Annotated in this window: 24 protein-coding genes and 4 tRNA genes; 27 read left to right on the top strand and 1 reads right to left on the bottom strand. The window is 38.0% G+C overall.

The annotated features are described in order from the left end of the window. The first annotated feature begins 624 nt into the window (after window positions 1–624). The 10 genes from rpmH (at window position 625) to LJY09_RS26175 (ending at window position 9,837) form a co-directional block, all read left to right on the top strand. Window positions 625–759 carry a 50S ribosomal protein L34 gene (gene rpmH / locus LJY09_RS26220; RefSeq protein ID WP_013059930.1) on the top strand — a complete coding sequence of 45 codons (135 nt, stop codon included), beginning with the start codon at window positions 625–627 and terminating at the stop codon, window positions 757–759. Between the two features lie 110 nt (window positions 760–869). After that, window positions 870–1,223 carry a ribonuclease P protein component gene (gene rnpA, locus LJY09_RS26215; RefSeq protein ID WP_155010612.1) on the top strand — a complete coding sequence of 118 codons (354 nt, stop codon included), beginning with the start codon at window positions 870–872 and terminating at the stop codon, window positions 1,221–1,223. A gap of 115 nt (window positions 1,224–1,338) precedes the next feature. Next, a complete protein-coding gene (gene spoIIIJ / locus LJY09_RS26210; RefSeq protein WP_028411912.1) occupies window positions 1,339–2,103 on the top strand; it encodes a YidC family membrane integrase SpoIIIJ in 765 nt (254 codons plus the stop codon). Beyond that, window positions 2,100–2,729, top strand: coding sequence for an RNA-binding cell elongation regulator Jag/EloR (gene jag / locus LJY09_RS26205; RefSeq protein WP_028411913.1), 630 nt, complete (start codon window positions 2,100–2,102; stop codon window positions 2,727–2,729). Before spoIIIJ ends, jag begins: the two co-directional genes overlap by 4 nt. A gap of 308 nt (window positions 2,730–3,037) precedes the next feature. Next, window positions 3,038–4,426, top strand: coding sequence for a tRNA uridine-5-carboxymethylaminomethyl(34) synthesis GTPase MnmE (gene mnmE, locus LJY09_RS26200; protein ID WP_028411914.1), 1,389 nt, complete (start codon window positions 3,038–3,040; stop codon window positions 4,424–4,426). Window positions 4,427–4,448: 22 nt separating this feature from the next. Further along, window positions 4,449–6,338 carry a tRNA uridine-5-carboxymethylaminomethyl(34) synthesis enzyme MnmG gene (mnmG, locus tag LJY09_RS26195; RefSeq protein ID WP_013059925.1) on the top strand — a complete coding sequence of 630 codons (1,890 nt, stop codon included), beginning with the start codon at window positions 4,449–4,451 and terminating at the stop codon, window positions 6,336–6,338. Between the two features lie 30 nt (window positions 6,339–6,368). Continuing rightward, on the top strand, window positions 6,369–7,085 hold the full coding sequence (gene rsmG / locus LJY09_RS26190) for a 16S rRNA (guanine(527)-N(7))-methyltransferase RsmG (protein WP_013085565.1): 717 nt from the start codon (window positions 6,369–6,371) through the stop codon (window positions 7,083–7,085). A gap of 135 nt (window positions 7,086–7,220) precedes the next feature. Beyond that, window positions 7,221–8,096 (top strand): nucleoid occlusion protein, encoded by an 876-nt coding sequence (gene noc, locus LJY09_RS26185; protein ID WP_013059923.1) that lies wholly within the window; start codon window positions 7,221–7,223, stop codon window positions 8,094–8,096. A gap of 117 nt (window positions 8,097–8,213) precedes the next feature. Then, entirely contained in the window at window positions 8,214–8,996 is a 783-nt protein-coding gene (locus LJY09_RS26180) for a ParA family protein (protein WP_013059922.1), read from the top strand. Beyond that, a complete protein-coding gene (locus LJY09_RS26175; protein WP_013059921.1) occupies window positions 8,968–9,837 on the top strand; it encodes a ParB/RepB/Spo0J family partition protein in 870 nt (289 codons plus the stop codon). Before LJY09_RS26180 ends, LJY09_RS26175 begins: the two co-directional genes overlap by 29 nt. Window positions 9,838–9,869: 32 nt before the next feature. Here the strand turns inward: LJY09_RS26175 and yyaC are convergent, their stop codons facing one another. Next, window positions 9,870–10,490, bottom strand: coding sequence for a spore protease YyaC (gene yyaC, locus LJY09_RS26170; RefSeq protein WP_028411915.1), 621 nt, complete (start codon window positions 10,488–10,490; stop codon window positions 9,870–9,872). An 86-nt stretch (window positions 10,491–10,576) separates the two neighbouring features. Between yyaC and LJY09_RS26165 the strand changes: the two genes are divergently transcribed. The 17 genes from LJY09_RS26165 (at window position 10,577) to yycF (ending at window position 23,345) form a co-directional block, all read left to right on the top strand. After that, window positions 10,577–11,590 (top strand): YkvI family membrane protein, encoded by a 1,014-nt coding sequence (locus LJY09_RS26165; RefSeq protein ID WP_155010611.1) that lies wholly within the window; start codon window positions 10,577–10,579, stop codon window positions 11,588–11,590. A gap of 67 nt (window positions 11,591–11,657) precedes the next feature. Then, window positions 11,658–12,551 carry a mechanosensitive ion channel family protein gene (locus LJY09_RS26160; RefSeq protein WP_228307465.1) on the top strand — a complete coding sequence of 298 codons (894 nt, stop codon included), beginning with the start codon at window positions 11,658–11,660 and terminating at the stop codon, window positions 12,549–12,551. A 14-nt stretch (window positions 12,552–12,565) separates the two neighbouring features. After that, on the top strand, window positions 12,566–12,763 hold the full coding sequence (locus LJY09_RS26155) for a DUF951 domain-containing protein (protein ID WP_013059917.1): 198 nt from the start codon (window positions 12,566–12,568) through the stop codon (window positions 12,761–12,763). Between the two features lie 170 nt (window positions 12,764–12,933). Then, window positions 12,934–14,034, top strand: a complete 1,101-nt coding sequence (gene ychF, locus LJY09_RS26150; protein WP_028411917.1) for a redox-regulated ATPase YchF — start codon at window positions 12,934–12,936, stop codon at window positions 14,032–14,034. Window positions 14,035–14,223: 189 nt separating this feature from the next. Continuing rightward, window positions 14,224–14,511, top strand: a complete 288-nt coding sequence (rpsF, locus tag LJY09_RS26145; protein WP_013059915.1) for a 30S ribosomal protein S6 — start codon at window positions 14,224–14,226, stop codon at window positions 14,509–14,511. Between the two features lie 47 nt (window positions 14,512–14,558). Then, on the top strand, window positions 14,559–15,059 hold the full coding sequence (ssb, locus tag LJY09_RS26140; protein ID WP_013059914.1) for a single-stranded DNA-binding protein: 501 nt from the start codon (window positions 14,559–14,561) through the stop codon (window positions 15,057–15,059). A gap of 66 nt (window positions 15,060–15,125) precedes the next feature. Continuing rightward, window positions 15,126–15,365, top strand: coding sequence for a 30S ribosomal protein S18 (gene rpsR / locus LJY09_RS26135; protein WP_013059913.1), 240 nt, complete (start codon window positions 15,126–15,128; stop codon window positions 15,363–15,365). A 139-nt stretch (window positions 15,366–15,504) separates the two neighbouring features. Then, a complete protein-coding gene (locus LJY09_RS26130; RefSeq protein WP_033580875.1) occupies window positions 15,505–16,449 on the top strand; it encodes a YybS family protein in 945 nt (314 codons plus the stop codon). Window positions 16,450–16,485: 36 nt separating this feature from the next. Further along, entirely contained in the window at window positions 16,486–18,459 is a 1,974-nt protein-coding gene (locus LJY09_RS26125; RefSeq protein WP_025752414.1) for a DHH family phosphoesterase, read from the top strand. Further along, window positions 18,456–18,905, top strand: coding sequence for a 50S ribosomal protein L9 (gene rplI / locus LJY09_RS26120; RefSeq protein WP_013059910.1), 450 nt, complete (start codon window positions 18,456–18,458; stop codon window positions 18,903–18,905). Before LJY09_RS26125 ends, rplI begins: the two co-directional genes overlap by 4 nt. A 116-nt stretch (window positions 18,906–19,021) precedes the next feature. Further along, on the top strand, window positions 19,022–20,386 hold the full coding sequence (gene dnaB, locus LJY09_RS26115) for a replicative DNA helicase (protein ID WP_013059909.1): 1,365 nt from the start codon (window positions 19,022–19,024) through the stop codon (window positions 20,384–20,386). A 187-nt stretch (window positions 20,387–20,573) separates the two neighbouring features. Beyond that, the gene (locus tag LJY09_RS26110) at window positions 20,574–21,860 is read left to right on the top strand and encodes an adenylosuccinate synthase (RefSeq protein ID WP_013085553.1); all 1,287 of its coding nucleotides are present in this window, start codon (window positions 20,574–20,576) and stop codon (window positions 21,858–21,860) included. 167 nt (window positions 21,861–22,027) lie between these two features. Next, a tRNA-Lys gene (locus LJY09_RS26105) sits at window positions 22,028–22,100 on the top strand. Window positions 22,101–22,115: 15 nt separating this feature from the next. Then, window positions 22,116–22,187 (top strand) — tRNA-Glu (locus LJY09_RS26100). A 35-nt stretch (window positions 22,188–22,222) separates the two neighbouring features. Beyond that, window positions 22,223–22,298 (top strand) — tRNA-Asp (locus LJY09_RS26095). A gap of 4 nt (window positions 22,299–22,302) precedes the next feature. Further along, window positions 22,303–22,375, top strand: a tRNA-Phe gene (locus LJY09_RS26090). Between the two features lie 262 nt (window positions 22,376–22,637). Beyond that, window positions 22,638–23,345 carry a response regulator YycF gene (gene yycF, locus LJY09_RS26085; protein ID WP_013085552.1) on the top strand — a complete coding sequence of 236 codons (708 nt, stop codon included), beginning with the start codon at window positions 22,638–22,640 and terminating at the stop codon, window positions 23,343–23,345. Window position 23,346 lies beyond the last annotated feature (1 nt).

Here is a 23,346-nt window from a genome sequence, read left to right as displayed (position 1 = left end):
AAAGCCGACTATTCGACAGATTCCACATGGTGTGGATAACTTTATACAGTGATAGTGGAAATGATGTCCACAAGTTGTCCACAGTTTGTGGATAAAAACCAACTGTGGAAAAGTAATTAAGAGTGAAAACAAAAATATAATATCAAAGAATTCGGCATGATGCAATGAATTTTCGAAACTTATCCACAATCACTACACCTTGTGGAGAAAAGTTTTCCACAACACAAGATAGTGTGCATGAGTTGTCGATAAGAAATGGAAAAGTAGAAAAATGTCGAAAAAACTTATCCACAAAGGTTTAAGAGAAGAATTTGAATAAAAAAGAGGCTTTTTATAACATTTATTGTTGTAGTTTTGTTCAGTAACGATGCGATCGCAGCTGGTAGAGAAAGAAAAAGAGATGAAAAGGAAAAATTTTTTCTTTAATAAATCAATGAATTTTATTGATTAGGTATAGACAATTGGGTTATAAAGATATTAGAATGAAGAAGATTGAGTAAAACAGATAATGAAACCAAGAGATTGAAAATTTTATTTTTTAAATAACATTGACATCTTCTTAGTCTTTTCATTATAATTGCAAGGACTGTCTTTTTCAGTTATTCCTCGAGGAGGTGTTTATAGATGAAAAGAACTTACCAACCAAACAAACGTAAGCACAGTAAAGTACACGGTTTCCGCGCTCGTATGAGCTCAGCGAATGGACGTAAAGTTTTAGCTCGTCGTCGTCGTAAAGGAAGAAAAGTATTATCAGCATAATAGACCACTGACGCCAGTGGTCTTTTTTCGCTTTCTAAGGCTAAAATCACCTCTGTTCCTGTAGGGACTACATAAAAGCATGACCTGAAAAAGGGCAGGAGTTGTTAAAAATGAAAAAAAGATATCGTATAAAAAAGAATGATGAATTTCAAACCGTTTTTAAAAAGGGCAAGTCCGTAGCGAATCGCCAATTTGTCTTGTATGTTCTAGACAAACCGGATCAAGAAAATTTCCGCGTAGGATTCTCCGTGGGCAAAAAGATTGGAAATGCCGTGACTCGTAATCGAGTTAAGCGCCTTGCTAAACAAATTATGTTTGAATTCACACCGTATTTAAAGCAAGACAAAGATTATATTGTAATTGCAAGGCAGCCTGCTGCAACAATGAGCTATGAAGAAATTAAAAGCAGTTTGCAGCATGTCTTTAAGCGTGGCAAATTACTTACACATAGACAAAACGATTAATAAACAATAGAAGAAAAGCCTTTAATAGCTGTTGTTTTTCTACCGCATCCTTATATAATGGATTTTGACGCACTTTCAGAATTGAAAGGTGAACATGTAGAAGGAGGAAAAACAGGTGAAGAAGAAGTTGTTTTTAGGGATAACGCTTATCTTTCTATTAACTGTTTTAGCGGGTTGTACGGAAATGAACCAACCTATTACAGATGATAGTAAAGGTTTTTGGAATGAGTATGTTGTGTATCCGCTGTCATTAGTCATTACGTATCTGGCGGAGGTATTTAAAAGCTATGGAGTTGCGATCATCGTTGTCACGATCCTGATTCGCTTACTTATTCTACCGCTTATGATCAAACAGATGAGAAACACGAAAGCAATGCAGATGCTTCAGCCCGAAATGCAGAAGTTAAAGGAGAAGTACAGTTCAAAAGATGCCCAGACGCAGCAGCAATTGCAGAAAGAAACGATGGCATTATTCCAAACTTACGGAGTAAATCCTTTAGCTGGGTGCTTCCCAATTCTAATTCAAATGCCCATTCTTATTGGGATTTTCCACGCGATTACACGAACTTCGGAAATCGCAAACAACAGCTTTTTATGGTTTGATTTAGGTGCGCGTGATCCGCTATTTATCTTACCAATTGTCGCAGGAATCACAACGTTTATTCAGCAAAAGATGATGATGGCCGGAAATGCAAATCAAAATCCTCAAATGGCTATGATGCTTTGGATTATGCCGATCATGATTGTGGTTTTTGCAATCAATTTTCCAGCCGCCTTATCTCTTTATTGGGTAGTGGGAAATCTATTTATGATTATTCAAACCTACTTCATTAAAGGGCCAGACTTAAAACAAGCGAATATTGAAGGGGTTAAAAAATGAACGAAATCACAATTACGGCCCAGACGATTGAAGCTGCTGTTCAAGAAGCATTAAATGCTTTAGAAGTAGAGCGAAATCAAACAAATGTAGAAATAATTGAACCAGGTAAAAAAGGATTTTTAGGAATCTTTAAGGGAAAACCCGCAGTTGTAAAAGTTACAAAAATAGTTGACCCTGTAGAGGAAGCGGTTCATTTTATTACAAATGTTAGCCGTGAAATGGGGATTTCGATTCATACGAACGTCAAAAAAACCTCCAGAAACTGCATAATTGAGATTAGTAGCGATTCAGCGGGAATGTTGATTGGAAAACATGGACAAACCCTCAATGCGCTCCAGCTTCTCACACAATTGGTAGCTAATCGATACAGTCAGCAATTTTTAAATGTTGTCTTAAATCCAGAAGGCTACCGGGAAAAACGAAAAGAAATGGTCGAAAAACTGGCATTAAAAATAGCTAATCAGGCGATTAAAACGAATCGATCTGTTCAACTAGAACCAATGCCTTCCCATGAAAGAAAAATGATTCACCAAGCGTTAGCTAAAAATTCTTTAGTTGAGACACAATCCGTTGGCAAAGAACCCAAAAGAAGTATTTTGGTTCAGCCAGTTGCCAAAAAGCACTAGCAAAATAAGCTAGTGCTTTTTTATGTGCTTATTTTTATCGATCCAGCGTTCAAAAAAAACAAGATGCATACGTTGTTATTCACATGTGGATAAGTTAAAATAGTACATACTGCCTGTTTTTCTTGCTGTGCATAACAGAAGAACGTTAGAGATGTTCCAAATCGGTGAATTGTGGTATTCTATTTATTTGGTTCGTACAAATCACGGGCCTTAAAATAGATGTTTTTGTTCGTAGAAAATTGTTAACGATGATAGTATATAACATCGTTTAAAATAAAAGGTTTATAAAATGAAATGAGGTGAAGTTGGTGCTAGATTTTGATACAATTGCGGCCATTTCTACACCAATGGGAGAAGGAGCTATTGCCATCGTCCGCCTGAGTGGTGAAGAAGCAATTACGATTGCAGATCGTATCTTTAAAAGCGTTTCGAATAAACGATTAACAGACGTGGCTTCTCATACTATTCACTACGGTCATATCGTAGATCCCAAGACGGAGCAAGTCGTTGAAGAAGTGATGCTTTCCATTATGAAAGGTCCTAAGACATTTACTAGAGAAGACATTATTGAAATTAACTGTCACGGAGGAATTGTATCCGTTAATCGTGTGCTGCAGTTAGTTATTGCAAATGGTGCCCGTTTAGCCGAGCCAGGTGAGTTTACAAAACGAGCATTTTTAAATGGTCGAGTAGACTTATCACAAGCAGAAGCTGTAATGGATTTAATTCGTGCCAAAACAGATAAAGCGATGAATATGGCAATTGGCCAAATGGAAGGGCGTTTGTCCAAGCTAGTACGTCATTTACGCCAGGAAATTCTCGAAACACTTGCCCATGTAGAAGTGAACATTGACTATCCAGAATATGACGATGTAGAGGAAATGACTCACCAAGTGTTGATCGAAAAAGCTTCAAATGTACGCCAAGAAATTGATAAGCTTCTTCAAACCTCTCATCAAGGGAAAATTTTAAGAGAAGGATTAGCTACGGTTATTATTGGACGTCCTAATGTAGGGAAATCTTCTCTTCTAAATAGTTTAGTGCAAGATGCAAAGGCTATTGTCACAGACATTCCTGGAACGACGCGAGATGTGATCGAAGAGTACGTTAATGTGCGAGGAGTTCCTCTACGATTAGTTGATACAGCTGGAATTCGTGAAACAGAAGATATTGTAGAACGAATTGGTGTGGAACGCTCCCGTCAGTATTTGAAAGAAGCGGATTTAATTTTGCTTGTGTTGAATTTCAATGAAGAATTAACGGACGAAGATAAAAAGCTATTTGAAGCTGTAGAAGGCATGGACGTTATTGTCATTGTGAATAAAACAGATCTTGAGCAAAAAATTAATCTAGAGGAAGTGCAGCAATTTGCTGGTGATCATCCAGTAGTGACGACTTCGCTTCTTCAAGAACAAGGAGTGGATCAGCTTGAAGAAGCAATCGCAGCTCTTTTCTTTGAAGGAACAATTGAATCTCAAGATTTAACATATTTATCTAATACGAGACATATTGCGCTTTTAACGCAAGCAAGAGGAGCTATCGATGAGGCCATCACAGGTATTGAAAGTGGTGTTCCAATCGATATTGTCCAAATTGATTTAACAAGAACGTGGGAACTATTAGGTGAAATTATTGGTGATGCTGTTCACGAAAGCTTAATTGATCAGTTGTTCTCTCAATTCTGTTTAGGAAAATAGATTATTAAAGGAGGCTACTATTATGCAATATGAAGGTGGACAATATGATGTTATTGTCATTGGAGCAGGTCATGCAGGATGTGAAGCGGCGCTTGCTTCTGCGCGTATGGGTGCTAAAACGTTAACGTTGACCATCAACTTAGACATGGTGGCGTTTATGCCCTGCAATCCTTCTGTAGGTGGTCCTGCAAAAGGTATTGTCGTACGTGAAATTGATGCTCTTGGCGGAGAAATGGGTAGAAATATCGATAAAACTCATATTCAAATGAGAATGTTAAACACAGGAAAAGGTCCGGCTGTTCGAGCACTTAGAGCTCAAGCAGATAAATTTGCTTATCAGCATGAAATGAAAAAAACGTTAGAAAATGAAGAAAACCTAACCCTTATGCAAGGCATGGTAGAACAGTTAATCGTAGAAGACGGTGTATGTACAGGTGTTGTCACTCAAACGGGAGCTGTGTATAAAGCTAAAACAGTTGTTATTACGACAGGAACATTCTTACGCGGGGAAATTATTTTAGGTGAACTAAAATACTCAAGCGGTCCTAACAATCAACAACCGGCTATCAAGCTTTCTGAACACTTAGAGGAGTTAGGACTGGACATGGTCCGTTTTAAAACAGGAACTCCACCTCGTGTTAATAGCTCAACTATCGATTACAGCAAAACGGAGATTCAGCCTGGGGATGATGTGCCTCGTGCTTTCTCATATGAAACAACACAGTACATTACAGATCAATTGCCTTGCTGGTTAACATATACAAGTGAACAAACGCATCAAATTATTGATGACAACCTCCACTTATCCCCTATGTATTCTGGGATGATCAAAGGTACTGGACCACGCTACTGTCCATCTATTGAAGATAAGGTTGTGCGCTTTAATGATAAACCGCGTCACCAAATTTTCTTAGAGCCAGAAGGACGAAATACGCAAGAAGTGTATGTTCAAGGACTATCAACAAGCCTTCCTGAGCACGTACAGCGTCAAATGCTTGCAACAATTCCTGGTCTTGAAAAAGTCCAAATGATGCGTGCGGGCTATGCTATTGAATATGATGCAATTGTTCCGACTCAGTTATGGCCAACGCTGGAAACGAAGAAAATTAAAAATCTTTATACGGCTGGACAAATTAACGGAACGTCTGGTTATGAAGAAGCTGCAGGCCAAGGTCTTCTTGCCGGAATTAACGCGGGAAGAAGAGCGCTGGAACAAGAAGAAGTCATCTTAGGACGTTCTGATGCTTACATCGGTGTATTGGTGGATGATTTAGTAACAAAAGGAACAAATGAACCGTATCGTCTGCTAACATCGCGTGCAGAATATCGTTTATTGCTTCGTCACGACAACGCTGATTTACGCCTCACTGAAATTGGTCGTGAACTAGGATTAATCAGCGATGAGCGCTATGCTAAATTTGAACAAAAGAAAGCGGAAATCGAGCAAGAGAAGAAACGTCTTTTCTCTTTTATTATTAAGCCGAATGAAGCTGTTCAACAACTGATTAAAGAAGCTGGCGGCAGCGAATTAAAAGATGGCATTCGTGCGACAGATTTACTTCGCCGCCCTGAAATGACGTATACTCATATTCATCAATTAGCACCAGCGGATGAGACGGTAGATCCTGAAGTAGCTGAACAAGTAGAAATTCAGGTGAAATACGAAGGATATATTCAGAAATCACTTCAACAAGTTGAACGCTTGAAGAAGTTAGAAAACAAAAAGATTCCTGATTATATCGATTATGATGCAATTAACGGTTTAGCTACAGAAGCCCGTCAAAAATTAAACCAAGTGCGTCCACTAACGGTAGCGCAAGCTTCACGTATTTCTGGAGTCAACCCAGCTGATATTTCAATCTTGCTTGTTTATATTGAACAAGGGCGCATCGCTAAAGTATCAAATGATTAAAACTCTTAGGCGCGAAGAAAGGGAAACTCAATGAATATTCAACAGTTTCAACAGCTATTAGAAGAAAAGGGAATTTCTCTTTCTTCTAAACAGCTGAATCAATTTGAAAAGTATTATCAAGTTTTAGTGGAATGGAACGAAAAAATGAATTTAACTGCTATCACTGATCACGGTGAAGTGTATGAAAAGCATTTTTACGATTCTATTTCAGCTGCTTTTTTTCAAGACTTTACAGAAATTGAATCCATGTGTGATGTAGGGGCAGGAGCAGGATTTCCAAGTATTCCGATCAAAATTTGTTTCCCGCATTTGCATGTAACCATTGTTGATTCGTTACAAAAGCGTATTACGTTTTTGACGCATCTTGTAAATGAGCTTGAACTAGACAATGTCACACTATGTCATGATCGAGCTGAAACATTTGGTAAAAAAGAAACGATTCGCGAGTCATTCGATCTTGTAACAGCAAGAGCCGTGGCACGTATCTCGGTTCTTAATGAATTTTGCTTACCGCTTGTTAAAGAACAAGGACGCTTTTTAGCAATGAAAGGTGCTTCTGCCCCTGAGGAATTAAAAAATGGGGAAAAATCATTTCAAGTATTAGGTGGAAAAGTGAAGTCGATTGAACATTTCCAATTGCCTTTGGAGCAAAGTGAACGTTACATTATTTTAATAGATAAAATAAAGAAAACGCCTAAAAAATATCCTAGAAAACCTGGTACCCCAGTTAAGCTTCCATTAGAGTAGGCGGTAAATAGATAGAGAAGAAAATGTTTCATATGAAACATTTTCTTCTCTATATTTTCTGTTTAGAAAGCAGGATATGATTAAAAAACATCGAATTAGTTTAAGGCGGGATTTTCCTGAAGGTGGTGTGGGACTATGAAATCTGCTTTTTCACGTTTTTTTAATTTAAAAGAAAAAGATGAGGATATTCATGTAGAGATTGAAACTGTCCAAGATGAAAATGTCGAAAAAGTTTTAAGAGATGAAGTAAAACAAATTAGGGTTTCAAGTATTATTCCGAATCGTTATCAGCCGCGTACTGTGTTTAATGAAGCAAAAATTGAAGAGCTAGCTCTTACTATTCATACACACGGTATTATTCAACCTATTGTGGTTCGACCGACTGAGGGCGAAGAATACGAATTAATTGCTGGAGAACGCCGGTGGAGAGCTGTACAAAGCTTAGGATGGGATACGGTTCCTGCAATTGTGAAACATTTTAACGATACAGAAACGGCCTCTGTGGCTTTAATAGAAAACTTACAACGTGAAGAGCTAACGGCTGTCGAAGAAGCACTAGCCTACGCAAAGTTAATTGAGTTACATAATCTTACCCAAGAGGCATTAGCTCAACGTTTAGGAAAAGGCCAATCCACAATTGCAAACAAGCTTCGTTTGTTAAAGCTTCCTGTTGAAATACAAGAAGCAATCAAACAAAAATTGATTACAGAGCGACATGCGAGAGCGCTCATTCCCCTCAAAAATCAAGAAAAACAACTTCAAGTATTAGCTGAGATTATTGAAAAACAATTAAATGTAAAACAAACGGAAGATCGAGTAGTTAAATTGTTAGAAACGCAGGTTAAAAAGCCAAAAGCAAAAAGAAAAGCGTTTAGTAAAGATACGCGTATCGCAATGAATACAATCCGTCAATCGTTGACAATGGTTAGTGACAGCGGTATTTCATTAAACACAGAAGAAGAAGAGTTTGATGAATATTTTCAGTTTACTATTAAGATTCCGAAAAAATAAAGAAATAGCCCTCATCTTTTTTTGATGAGGCTTTTTTATCAAAGTTTTTCGTCAGAAAATTCAATGAACAATAAAACTGTCTGGACAAATGGGATGGAAATGAAAGTAGGTGACAACATGGGGAAAATTGTGGCAGTTGCGAATCAAAAAGGCGGGGTTGGAAAAACAACAACCGCTGTTAATTTAGGCGCTTGTTTAGCTGAACAAGGAAAAAAGGTTCTACTTGTAGACGGAGATCCACAGGGTAACGCTACGAGTGGAGTTGGCATAGATAAAGCAGATGTAGATGAATGTATTTACAATGTAGTAGTGGAAGATATGGAAGCCAAAAACGTTGTGCGTTCAACAGCCGTCGAAAATTTATCAATCATTCCCGCGACCATTCAATTAGCTGGTGCAGAAATTGAATTAGTGTCGACTATTTCACGTGAAGTTCGACTTAAGAGAGCTTTAGAAACGGTGAAAGATCACTTTGATTATGTTATTATTGATTGTCCCCCTTCTCTTGGTTTACTGACATTAAATGCGTTAACTGCAGCTGATTCTGTTTTAATACCTGTACAGTGTGAATATTACGCGCTTGAAGGATTAAGTCAATTGCTAAATACCGTTAGATTAGTCCAAAAACATTTGAATAATCAACTGCGTATCGAAGGTGTATTGCTTACTATGCTTGACGCACGCACAAATTTGGGACTCCAGGTAACAGCAGAAGTGAAGAAGTACTTTCAGGATCGGGTTTATCAAACGATTATTCCTCGAAATGTTCGTTTGAGCGAAGCACCTAGTCATGGTGAACCAATTATCTTATATGATGCAAGATCTAGAGGGGCCGCAGTTTATACGGAACTTGCAAAGGAAGTGATTTATAATGGCGAAAGGATTAGGGAAAGGAATTAATGCCTTATTTTCAGGCTTAGATGCACAGGCTGATGATTCAATTCAGGAAGTTGCTATTCACGAACTTAGACCCAACCCCTATCAACCACGTAAAACGTTTAATAAAGAAGCAATTAATGAGTTAAAGCAATCCATTTTACATCATGGCATCTTACAGCCTATTGTAGCTCGCAAAAGCATTAAAGGCTATGAAATCTTAGCGGGTGAAAGACGATTTAGAGCTGCTAAAGAAGCTGACCTTGCTACTGTTCCTGTCATTATAAAAGACTTTTCAGAAAAGCAAATGATGGAACTAGCTTTGTTGGAGAATTTACAGCGTGAAGATTTGACGCCAATTGAAGAAGCAACCGCTTATCAATTGCTTATGGATAAGCTCGATATGACACAGGAGCAACTTGCTACACGACTAGGAAAAAGCCGACCTCATATTGCTAACTATGTTCGCCTCTTGCAACTGCCTGAGGAAATTCAAACCCTCATTTCTACTAATGAATTGTCTATGGGACACGGGCGTACGCTAGTCGGTTTAAAAAATAAAGCTCTTCTACCTAAAGTAGTTGAAAAAATACGCAAGGAACAATTAAATGTCAGACAGCTAGAGGCTTATATTGCTCACTTAAATAAAGCCGTTCCACGTGAAACATCAAAAACCAAAAAAGATAAAGATTTATTCATAAAACAAAGTGAAACACAGCTCCGTGAGCGCTTTGGTACCTCCGTTCATATTACACAAAGCAAGAAAAAAGGAAAAATTGAAATCGAATTTTTCTCTAAAGAAGATTTAAACCGTCTTCTTGAATTATTTAATGATCTTTCTCAGACCAATAAATCTTCTGTATAAAAAAGGTTGTCCTAGTTTTAGGACAACCTTTTTTATTGTTTATAGTGTCTTACAGTTTGGTAAACCGGAGAAGCATTAAACTCTTTCTCTCGTTCGTTGTGTACAGTCTCAATGCTTTTCGCAATTAAATCGGCAATGCACATAACAAGATGAAGCCTCGTATTTTGCAAGACGAAAAACTCCATAAATCCGCTCACGTTGACAACCCCTGTTATATGAATATCCCCGACTGGCGGCAATTCTTTATTAACTCCTGCTCCTGGTTTAACGGGTCCTATTCCAAGTGATGCAGAGCCTACGCTTTTCATACGACCTAAACAAGCATCAATTCCAATAATAAAAGGATTCGGGAAAAGCTTTTGAATATGTTTTAACGTTTCTTTCAAATTAACAGCATGAACAGGCTCTTCTAACGTTCCAAAAATATGAAAAGATGAAACCTTTTTTTCATTCAGTTTCGTTCCGACTAATGGACCCAATGAGTCCCCAGTTGAACGGTCCGTTCCAATACATACAAAAACAATTGGTCTGTCTTTCTGTGCTGGAAGTAAAGATAGTAACTGTGTACTCAGCTTCTTTATAGCAGATTCTTCATCATGAAATACGCGGGTTGAATGTTGTGTCTTCTCAAAGAAGGGAGATTTTAAATTCATAGGGTCCACTCCTTATACATAATAGTAACAGTATACGAAGATTTTGAAGATTCTATACATATATTTCATAGATTGGGGGAAAATCGATGTGGAGAGCAGGATGTAAATGGATATTCTTAATTATGGGAACCATGATAGGCGCTGGATATGCTTCAGGGAGAGAGCTATGGCAGTTTTTTGGCGAAGAAAGCGGACTTGCTATTTTTCTATTTTCTATTATTTTTGCGATTTCTTGCAATGTGATTATGCAAATCGGCTATCGCTATCGAACCAATCAATTTTACCCAGTACTAATTGAATTAATAGGAAAGAAATGGGCTGCAGCCTACGACGTTTTAATCGTTTTTTATTTGTTTACGACGACGGTGATTATGATCGCAGGCGGCGGGGCGACATTGGAAATGTGGCATGTTCCTTACTGGTGGGGAATTGGTGCTCTTAGTGCGTTGATTGTCTTTGTTTTTTCAAGAGGATTAAGTGGACTGCTTTCTATCAATTCTTTCGTTATGCCAATCTTAATGATTGGACTAGCTGGCGTACTTCTTACATTTGTTTTACGTCATCCTGGAGTAACTAATTGGCATCTTCAGCATAATTGGCCTGCTGCTTTTACCTTTACGGCTTTGAATATTCTTCCTCTCGTCGCGGTATTATCTACAATTGGAAAGGAAATTAAAAGCAAAAAAGAGATTTATATTGCAAGTGTTGGCAGTGGTTTTTTATTAGGAGGTCTCTCCTTTATTTATAATGAATCACTTATTCAAGTTTCAGGGCTTCTTTCCTCTTATGAAATTCCATTATTCGCTATTCTTAAAGATTTTCCTTATATGATGACGTTTTTAATGAGCATTGTTTTGCTTATCGCAATTTATACGACAGCCGTTTCGGGAATTTTAGGATTGACCGCGCGTTTTCATACTGAAAAGGTGCAATCTCTTTGGAAACTGGCAGCCTGCTGGCTACTTTTAATGATTCCCTTTGCAAAGGTAGGGTTTTCTACTTTGATTGCCGTTTTGTATCCAATGTATGGAATCGTCAATTTATTTCTAGTAACAGCCGTTCTGTTGTATCCATTTCGAAATCGCTACAAAAGTTCGTAGAAACTTGCTACAATAGGTTAAAACTTTCTCATATGCAGATTATGTTACGTTAGGAGCTACATGTAGTATGAATTCGTTGAAGTCGGTTTTTAAGAACGTGTTTGAGCCATTTTTTCAAGAAGAAACGTGGGCACATATTGGAGAGGGATTTATAAAAATTCTGTTGATTCTACTTATTTCCATGTTTTTAATTCGGATTGGAAAGAAAGCGTTAAATAAATTTGTAGAGGTTCGCACAAATAGCCCTCTGCGTATTTCTGAGCGACGAGAAGCTACGATGGTCCGTTTGCTTCAAAATATTTTTTCTTATGCCATTTATTTCGTTGCGGGAGTTATGATTTTAGAAACATTATCGGTAGATGTCCGTGGATTGCTAGCGGGGGCTGGAATCGTAGGGCTCGCAGTAGGGTTTGGTGCTCAAAACTTAGTGAAAGACATTATCACGGGATTTTTTATTATCTTTGAAGATCAGTTCTCCGTTGGGGATTATGTTCGAGTAGGAACATTCGAGGGAACTGTGGAAGAAATTGGGTTTCGCACCACGAAGATTAAGAGTTGGACAGGCGAAATTAATATTTTACCGAATGGCAGTATTGTGGAGGTCACTAATTTTTCGTTACATAACAGCGTAGCTTTCGTTGATGTAAGCATTTCTTATGAAGAAAACATACAAAAAGCAGAACAAGTGATTTTAGACCTGTTAGAAGAATTGCCAAGTCGCTATGAAGATATGGTGAAAACGCCTGAACTGCTGGGGGTTCAAAATATCCATGCAACTGAAGTTACAATGAGGATTACAAGCGAAGTAAAACCAATGAGACATTTCCATATTTCTCGTATGATTCGTAAAGAAGTGCGTACAAGGCTAAATGAACATGGAATTGAAGTTCCATTTCCACGTATGGTTATGTATAATCGTACAGAAGAAGCACAGCATTCGTCGACGTTGAAAGGGACATAAGGAGGAGAGAGCTGATGACGGAAAAAGAATTTGGTTTAAATGACGTTGTGGAAATGAAAAAACCTCATCCTTGCGGTACAAATGAATGGAAAATCATTCGAATGGGAATGGATATCCGTATTAAATGTGAAGGCTGCGGCCATAGCGTAATGATTCCAAGACGTGATTTTGCACGTAAAATGAAAAAAATTCTTGTAAAGCATGAGGAATAACCTCATGCATTTTCTATGTTTATGCCTTATACTGTAAGGTGGGACAAAATGAGGCACCTTAACCCCATGCGGTTAAAGGTTCTTTATCAAACTTGTATTTCAAAAGTTGACTCACTATAATTGTGACAGGTTAACTTGTTTCGGATATATAAAGAGGAGTGAATAAATATATGGCTTTAACAGCTGGAATTGTTGGTCTTCCTAACGTCGGAAAATCAACATTATTTAATGCAATTACACAAGCGGGCGCAGAATCTGCGAACTACCCTTTCTGTACGATTGATCCTAACGTAGGTATCGTAGAAGTACCTGATCATCGTCTTCAAAAACTTACAGAGCTTGTAAAACCTAAAAAAACAATCCCAACAGCATTTGAATTCACAGATATCGCTGGAATCGTAAAAGGTGCTAGTAAAGGTGAAGGATTGGGAAATAAATTCTTATCTCATATTCGAGAAGTAGATGCGATTTGTCACGTTGTGCGTTGTTTTGAAGATGAAAACATCACGCACGTTTCAGGAAAAGTAGATCCTATCTCAGATATTGAAACAATTAATTTAGAGTTGATTTTAGCAGATTTAGAAACGGTAGAGAAACGTATTGGCCGTGTTCAAAAAATGGCTAAACAAAAAGACAAAGAAGCAATGTATGAATACGAAATTCTAGAGAAACTAAAGAATGCATTTGAAAGTGATCAGCCAGCTCGTGCTGTATCATTTACAGAAGAACAAATGAAATTAGTAAAACAATTTCACTTGCTAACGATTAAGCCTATTCTTTATGTAGCAAACGTTGCTGAAGATGAAGTAGCCGATGCATCTGCTAACGAATATGTAGCAAAAGTGCGTGAGTATGCGGCAAGCGAAGGTGCAGAAGTAATTGTTGTTTGCGCACGCATTGAATCTGAAATTGCTGAACTTGAAGGAGAAGAAAAAGCAATGTTCCTTGAAGAACTAGGCATTGAACAGTCAGGTCTAGATCAGCTTGTACGTGCAGCGTACGATTTACTTGGATTAGCTACGTACTTTACAGCTGGTGAGCAAGAAGTACGCGCGTGGACGTTTACACAAGGTATGAAAGCTCCTGAGTGTGCAGGTATTATTCATACAGATTTTGAACGTGGATTTATTCGTGCAGAAACGGTGTCATACGAGGATTTATTAGCTGCTAAAACAATGGGAGCAGCTCGTGAAGCTGGAAAAGTACGTTTAGAAGGAAAAGAATACATCGTAAAAGACGGAGACGTTATGCATTTCCGCTTTAACGTATAAAATTAAAAGCCGAAAGGAGATATCTTCTTTCGGCTTTTATCGTTGGCGAAAATATTAGCGTATATTTACGAAACAGCCCGCAATGCATATTGCTTTGCCTAGGGTAGTGTGCTATAATTTTAATTCGTGAGTAATATTTTATTGCTCCTTGCCCGTTTCGGGCCGTTAGACCAAAAGGAGGTGACAGTGATGAGAAAGTATGAAGTAATGTACATCATCCGTCCAAGCATTGATGACGAAGCAAAGAAAGCATTAGTTGAGCGCTTCAACGGCGTATTAACTGATAATGGTGCTGAAATCGCAAATGTTAAAGAATGGGGTAAACGTCGTTTAGCATACGAAATCAATGATTTCCGTGACGGTTACTACATGATTCTTGACGTGGCGGCTACTTCAGAAGCAGTTTCTGAATTTGATCGTCTTGCGAAAATCAACGAAGACATTATCCGTCATATCGTTGTTAAACAAGAAGCATAATTAAACGTTTAAATAAATGGGTTTTATTTCCTTAAGGAGTGGTTCTGATGATGAATCGCGTAATTCTCGTAGGACGCTTAACCAAAGATCCTGAATTACGTTATACCCCGAGTGGAGCAGCGGTTGCAACATTCACTTTAGCGGTAAACCGCACATTTACAAATCAGCAAGGTGAACGTGAAGCTGACTTCATCAACTGTGTTGTATGGCGTCGTCAGGCTGAAAATGCAGCCAATTTCCTTAAAAAAGGAAGTTTAGCTGGTGTTGATGGTCGACTACAATCTCGCAGTTACGAAGGACAAGACGGTCGTCGTGTATACGTAACGGAAGTTGTAGCGGAAAGTGTGCAATTTTTAGAGCCGAAAAGTGGCGGTGGGGATACGCAACGCAGTAACTTTGCTAACACTGGAGGATCTGGACAAGGCTCTCCATTTGGAGATAATCAGAACCGTAACTCAGGTAATCAAGGTTATACTCGCGTTGATGATGATCCATTTGCAAATAATGGCGAGACAATTGACATTTCTGATGACGATTTACCGTTTTAATTCGCAGTAGATTATCCGGAGTATAAAATTTTATAGAAACTTTTAAGCGGAAGGAGGCGTATCAAAATGGCAGGTGGACGTAAAGGTGGACGCAACAGACGTCGTAAAGTTTGTTTCTTCACAGCAAACGGCATCACTCACATCGATTACAAAGATGTAGATATGCTTAAAAAATTCGTTTCAGAGCGTGGTAAAATTTTACCTCGTCGTGTAACTGGAACAAGCGCTAAATACCAACGTAAATTAACGATCGCTATCAAACGCGCTCGTCAAATGGCATTATTACCATATGTTTCTGGTGAATAATGAACGGTATAAAAAGAGGCAGTAAGGATTCCCTTACTGCCTCTTTTTACATTACATTAGGTGCTCTTTTGTCAAATAGTTGCTTCTTATGAACTGAATCGATAAAATAAATAATAGTCTATATCAACGAGGTGAAGTTGTGAAAGGAATTCGATATATTACAGAAGGAGCAGCTCTTTTAGCGCTGTTTGTAGCGCTGTTGCTTTTTTCACTATACATACCTGTTGTGGGAACCATTTTTCAACTAGCGCTAGCTGTTCCATTTATTGTGTATACCGTTCGTCATGGGTGGAAAAAGGCAATATTATTTTTAGTAGTAGGGTTGTTATTGACTTTGTTATTTGGAAATGTATTGACTCTTCCTTTTACACTTGTATTTGGTATTGGTGGATTAGCAATAGGAATGCTTTACCGACAAAAACAAAAAAGGTATACCATTTTACTAGGCGGCACGGTTGCATTTAGTTTAGGTTTACTTTTATTGTTCGTAGGAGCAAATGTCATTTTTAATGTTAATTTAATGGAGCAAATAAATAATGCTTTAGATCAATCGATTAATCAAAGTATTGAAATGATGAAAAGTTTAGGACAAGACGTTAAGGAATCTCAAATTGACCAAATGAGAGATGCATTTGATATGTTTAAAAATCTGCTGCCTCTATTAATTGTTATGGGTGGAGTTATTCTAGCCTTTTTCTCTCAGCTTATTGCTACGCCTATTCTTAAAAGAACAGGTTATGAGGTGCAAGCATTCCCGCCTTTTCGTGAATTTAAACTTCCTAAAAGTATTCTATGGTATTATTTGATTGCATTAATCTTATCTTTCCCATCTTTTAATATTGAACAAGGTACATTTATGTACGTAGCTATTATCAACATCGTGATGGGACTGCAAATGCTAGTCGTGTTACAAGGGATCTCTTTTATTTTCTATTTCTCACATCAAAAAGGGTATGCCAAAGCAATTCCAATTGTTGTAACAATTTTAGCATTAATTATTCCAATTATCCTTCAAATTGTGCGCATCTTAGGTATAATTGATTTAGGATTTAATTTAAGAAAACAATTAGACACAAAAAAGTAGATATTGTGGAACTTAAAAAAGTAGGAGCTGAAATGGATGCCTGTCTTTACAAAAAAGAACGTCATTCGCTATCCATTTTACTCATTGTATAGTATAGCCCTGATTTTAGTAGGTATCGTGACCTATCATAATTGGATCATAGGAATGATAGGCTTTATATTACTATTAGCCTGTCTTTTTCTATACATGAGAATGGAGCGAATGCTGTCCGATGAGTTTGAAACCTATATTTCAATGCTGTCTCATCGGTTGAAAAAAGTAGGCGAAGAGGCATTAATGGAAATGCCGATTGGGATTATGCTATTTAATGATGAATATCAAATTGAATGGACCAATCCTTTTCTAGCATCTTGTCTGGGTGAAGACACACTAGTGGGAAGATCATTATACGATGTGGCAGAGAGTATTATTCCACTGATCAAACAAGAAGTGGAAACAGAAGTTGTCACGTTGCATGATCGGAAATTCAAAGTGGTGATTAAACGAGACGAGCGCTTACTGTACTTCTTTGATATTACAGAGCAAATAGAAATCGAAAAATTGTATGAGGAAGAACGAACAAGTTTAGGCATTATCTTTTTAGATAATTATGATGAACTAACGCAAGGAATGGATGATCAAGTTAAAAGTAACTTGAATAGCCAAGTAACTTCTATGTTAAATAGTTGGGCTCAAGAATACGGTATTTTTATTAAACGTACGTCTTCTGAGAAATTTATTGCGATTATGAATGAACAAATCTTAATTCATTTAGAGCGAAGCAAATTTTCTATCTTAGACCAAGTTCGAGAAGAGACGTCTAAACAAAATATACCGCTTACATTGAGCATTGGTATCGGAGCTGGTGCTGCTGATTTACCTGAGCTGGGTGCTTTAGCTCAATCTAGCTTGGATTTGGCCTTAGGCCGAGGTGGAGATCAAGTAGCGATTAAACAGCCGAATGGAAAAGTGAAATTCTTTGGCGGCAAGACTAATCCAATGGAAAAACGGACGCGCGTGCGTGCCAGAGTTATTTCTCACGCGTTAAAAGAGCTCATTACAGAGAGTGGAAAAGTGATTATCATGGGTCATAAGTATCCGGATATGGATGCTGTAGGAGCTGCTATTGGGATATTAAAAGTAGCGCAAGTAAATCAGAAAGACGGTTTTATCGTATTAGATCCTGATCATATTGATACAGGTGTTCAGCGAATGCTAGAAGAGATTAAAAAGAAAGAAGGCCTGTGGGAACGATTTATTACGCCTGAAGAAGCCTTAAATCTTGTGAGTGATGATACTCTTTTAGTAGTAGTAGATACGCATAAGCCGTCGCTCGTTATTGAAGAAAGGTTATTAAATCGTATTGAAAATGTCGTGGTCATTGATCATCATAGACGAGGAGAAGACTTTATCGAAGACCCTCTTCTTGTCTATATGGAGCCATATGCTTCCTCGACAGCAGAACTCGTTACTGAGCTTCTTGAATACCAGCCAAAACGATTTAAAATTGATATGCTAGAAGCAACAGCACTTTTAGCCGGTATTATTGTCGATACAAAAAGCTTTACATTACGCACGGGATCTCGTACGTTTGATGCAGCGTCCTTTTTACGTTCTCAAGGCGCAGATACGGTTCTTGTTCAAAAGTTTTTAAAAGAAGATATTACGCAATATGTACAGCGAGCACGCTTCATTGAACATGCAGAGATTTATACAGCGGGTATTGCCATTTCACGCGCTGAACCGAACAAAATGTATGATCAAGTGTTAATCGCGCAAGCTGCAGATACGCTGCTTTCAATCAGCGGAGTGGTTGCTTCGTTTGTTATTTCTAAGCGACGGGATAATCTAATTGGCATTAGTGCTAGATCGCTTGGAGATATCAATGTACAAGTTATTATGGAAAGTCTCCAAGGCGGAGGCCACTTAACGAATGCTGCTACTCAGCTTCAAGACATTAGTTTGGATGAAGCTGAAGAAAGGCTTAAACAAGCAATTGATGAGTACTTAGATGGAGGTAAAAAATCATGAAAGTAATTTTCTTAAAAGATGTAAAAGGAAAAGGCAAAAAAGGTGAAGTGAAAAATGTTTCAGATGGTTATGCACATAACTTCTTATTAAAAAATGGTTATGCTGTTGAAGCTACAGGCGGTAATGTGAAAGTATTAGAAGCACAAAAAAATAGAGAGCAAAAAGATGCAGCTGCAGAACTTCAAGCAAACAAAGAGTTAAAAGCAACTCTTGAAGAACTGACAGTTGAATTAACAGCAAAATCTGGTGAAGGTGGCCGTTTATTCGGTTCTATCACAAGCAAACAAATTGCTGAAGAATTAAAGAAAAAACACAAAATTAAAGTAGATAAGCGTAAAATTGAATTAAATGATGCCATTCGCGCATTAGGCTACACAAATGTACCGGTTAAATTACATCCGGAAGTAACGGCTACTGTAAAGGTACACGTGACTGAACAAAAATAAACGTACGATTGAGAAATAAGTAAATAATATAAAGGGTTGGCGCGGACTTGTATTTGTTCGCGCCAACATTTATGATGAAAGAAAATACTGAAAGAATATAAGAGGGGCATAGAAATATGAGTGATCTTTTTGCTGATCGTCTTCCGCCTCAGAATATTGAAGCAGAGCAAGCGCTATTAGGGGCCATTTTCTTAGAGCCTTCTTCTTTAACCTTAGCATCTGAACTGCTGATACCTGAAGATTTTTATCGGGCATCGCACCAGAAAATCTTTACATGTATGCTGAAACTTTCTGACCAAGGTGAACCGGTTGATTTGGTAACGGTAACGTCTGAATTAGCTGACCAAAAAATCCTAGAAGAAGTTGGCGGCGTATCGTATTTAAGTGATTTAGCTAACTCTGTTCCAACGGCTGCAAACGTAGAATATTACGGTAAAATTGTAGAAGAGAAGTCGATTTTACGCCGTCTAATTCGTACTGCAACGCATATTGCTTCAGAAGGATATGCAAGGGAAGACGAAGTGGAAGTTTTATTAAATGAAGCGGAAAAAAACATTTTAGAAGTAGCACAGCGTAAAAACAGCGGTGTGTTTCAAAATATCAAAGATGTACTTGTACAAACGTACGATGATATCGAAGTTCTTCACAATCGAAAAGGTGACATTACAGGTATCCCAACTGGGTTTAGTGATTTAGATAGAATGACAGCAGGGTTCCAGCGAAATGATTTAATCATTGTAGCGGCGCGTCCATCGGTAGGTAAAACGGCTTTTGCCTTAAATATTGCGCAAAACGTTGCAACGAAAACGGATGAGAACGTAGCAATCTTCAGTTTAGAGATGGGTGCTCAGCAGCTTGTTATGAGGATGCTGTGTGCCGAAGGAAATATTGATGCACAAAGGCTGCGTACAGGCTCGCTTACAGCCGATGACTGGGGAAAGCTCACGATGGCAATGGGATCTTTGTCCAATGCAGGGATTTATATTGATGATACACCGGGTATTCGAGTAGGTGAAATTCGTTCTAAGTGTCGTCGCTTGAAACAAGAAGGCGGACTTGGGATGATTTTAATTGACTACTTACAGCTTATTCAAGGTAATGGACGAAGCGGAGAAAACCGACAGCAGGAAGTATCTGAAATTTCGCGTGCGTTAAAAGCTTTAGCCCGTGAATTAGAAGTTCCTGTTATCGCCTTATCACAGCTTTCCCGTGGCGTAGAGCAGAGACAAGATAAGCGACCGATGATGTCTGATATCCGTGAATCCGGAAGTATTGAGCAGGATGCCGATATCGTAGCTTTCTTATATCGTGAAGACTATTATGAAAAAGACACAGAAAATCAAAATATTATCGAGATTATTATAGCCAAGCAGCGTAACGGTCCAGTTGGAACCGTACAGCTTGCCTTTGTAAAAGAATACAATAAATTCGTTAATCTCGAGCGGCGCTTTGATGACGCAGGAGTGCCGCCTGGTGCATAAAACCTCTCAATATGAGAGGTTTTATTTTATTGTTATCGCATTCGTTCCGCAAAATACGATATATTTGTAATAACTTTTGTTAAATCGTTCGGATTTAATTGACTTTAGTGTGATAAATTGATACACTTATCCATGGTTAAATTATGTCGTAGTGAGCTGTTGCTTACTAAGCGGAGGTGCTTAAGATATGTCTTCAGTCGTTGTAGTAGGAACACAATGGGGAGATGAAGGAAAAGGGAAGATTACAGACTTCCTATCAGAAAATGCAGAAGTGATTGCACGTTACCAAGGTGGGAACAATGCAGGTCACACAATTAAGTTTAATGGTGAAACTTATAAGTTACATTTAATTCCTTCAGGTATTTTTTATAATGACAAAACGTGTGTAATTGGAAACGGTATGGTTGTTGATCCAAAAGCACTTGTTCAAGAATTAAAATACTTACATGATCGCGGTGTAACAACAGAAAACTTACGTATTAGTAACCGAGCTCATGTGATTCTTCCATATCATTTAAAATTAGATGAAGTTGAAGAAGAACGTAAAGGTGAAAATAAGATTGGTACAACGAAAAAAGGTATTGGACCAGCTTATATGGATAAAGCAGCACGTGTTGGTATTCGAATTGCCGATTTACTAGACCGTGAAGTATTTGAAGCAAAATTAACACAAAACTTAGCTGAAAAGAATCGCCTTCTTGAAAAAATGTATGAAGTAGAAGGCTTTACATTAGAAGAAATTTTAGATGAGTACTATGAGTATGGTCAACAAGTTGCAAAATATGTTGTTGATACATCAGTAGTATTAAATGATGCGTTAGACGAAGGACGTCGTGTACTATTTGAAGGCGCACAAGGTGTTATGTTAGATATCGACCAAGGAACATATCCATTTGTTACATCTTCAAACCCAGTAGCGGGTGGAGTAACAATTGGTTCTGGTGTAGGTCCATCTAAAATCAAACACGTTGTAGGTGTATCAAAAGCGTATACAACTCGTGTTGGTGACGGTCCTTTCCCAACTGAATTAACAAACGAAATCGGTGATCAAATCCGTGAAGTAGGACGTGAATATGGTACAACAACTGGTCGTCCTCGCCGTGTAGGTTGGTTTGACAGTGTAGTTGTACGTCATGCTCGCCGCGTTAGCGGAATCACAGACTTATCTTTAAACTCAATTGATGTATTAACGGGAATTGAGACATTAAAGATTTGTGTAGCTTACCGTTATAAAGGGGAAGTTATGGAAGAATTCCCTGCTAGCTTAAAAACACTTGCAGAATGCGAACCTGTATATGAAGAGCTTCCAGGTTGGACAGAAGATATTACGGGTGTGAAAACATTAGATGAGTTACCTGATAACGCTCGCCACTACTTAGAGCGCGTGTCTCAATTAACAGGTATTCCTTTATCTATTTTCTCTGTAGGTCCAGATCGTACACAAACAAATGTATTACGTGGTGTATATAGCTAAATAAAAAGAGTTAGCTCTTCGTGAGCTAACCTTTTTTATTTATAATTGGTGCTTTTTTAACAAGATTTTTAAAAAAGCTCAATAATAAAAAGAAAGTTTTAAAAAAACTATTGCATTCATATGAAATATCATGTTATTATAATAAGCGTCGCTAAGAGATATAACATGAGCCATTAGCTCAGTTGGTAGAGCATCTGACTTTTAATCAGAGGGTCGAAGGTTCGAGTCCTTCATGGCTCACTTTTGTTACAACGTGGCCCGTTGGTCAAGCGGTTAAGACACCGCCCTTTCACGGCGGTAACACGGGTTCGAATCCCGTACGGGTCATTTTTAATATTTTTAATACATAGCATATAGACTGAGGTCCCGTGGTGTAGCGGTTAACATGCCTGCCTGTCACGCAGGAGATCGCGGGTTCGATTCCCGTCGGGACCGCCATTTTGGCTCGGTAGCTCAGTTGGTAGAGCAAAGGACTGAAAATCCTTGTGTCGGCGGTTCGATTCCGTCCCGAGCCATCAAAAAGCATGACTTTATTTAAAGTCATGCTTTTTTCTTTTATTTACATTTAAAAGAAAACGTTATTTGCTTTGCATCTCTTTTATGGTAATATATTACTTTTGTATTTAGAGATGGTTGAAAATCATATATCTTCATGTATAGTAGAGGATGAACTTGTGACGTTTCAAGGGTTATCAAGTATAATAAAACTACGGTATTCAAACAGTATGAATACTATCTTTTATATTTTGCTTCAACTAATAAAGGAGAACGATGATCATGGATAAACGTATTTTAGTCGTAGATGACGAAAAGCCGATTGCAGATATTTTAAAGTTTAATTTGCAAAAAGAAGGTTACGAAGTATTTTGTGCTTATGATGGCGTAGAAGCACTTGAAAAAGTGGAAGAAGTACAGCCTGAAATGATTTTATTAGATATTATGCTTCCTCAGAAAGATGGAATGGAAGTTTGCCGAGAAGTGCGCAAAAAATATGATATGCCCATTATCATGTTAACAGCAAAAGACTCTGAAATTGACAAGGTTTTAGGTCTAGAATTAGGTGCAGATGATTATGTAACTAAGCCGTTCAGTACGCGTGAATTATTAGCACGTGTAAAAGCTAATTTACGTAGACATCAGCAGGTAGCTGTTCCAACAGAAGAAAGTGAAACGAATGAAATTACGATTGGAGCACTTGTTATTCATCCAGATGCTTATATTGTGTCTAAGCGCGGAGAAACGATTGAACTGACTCATCGTGAATTTGAGCTGCTGCATTATTTAGCGAAGCACATTGGACAAGTCATGACGCGTGAACACTTGCTTCAAACTGTATGGGGTTATGACTATTTTGGTGATGTGCGTACGGTAGATGTAACAGTTCGAAGATTACGTGAAAAAATTGAAGATAATCCAAGCCATCCAATGTGGATTGTAACAAGACGTGGAGTAGGCTATTATTTACGCAGCCCAGAGCAGGAGTAAT

This window comes from Priestia sp. J2 (assembly GCF_020790095.1).
Lineage (GTDB): Bacteria > Bacillota > Bacilli > Bacillales > Bacillaceae_H > Priestia > Priestia zanthoxyli.
The sequence above is the reverse complement of the archived record's forward strand: the minus strand, read 5'-3'. Positions and strand labels throughout refer to the sequence as shown.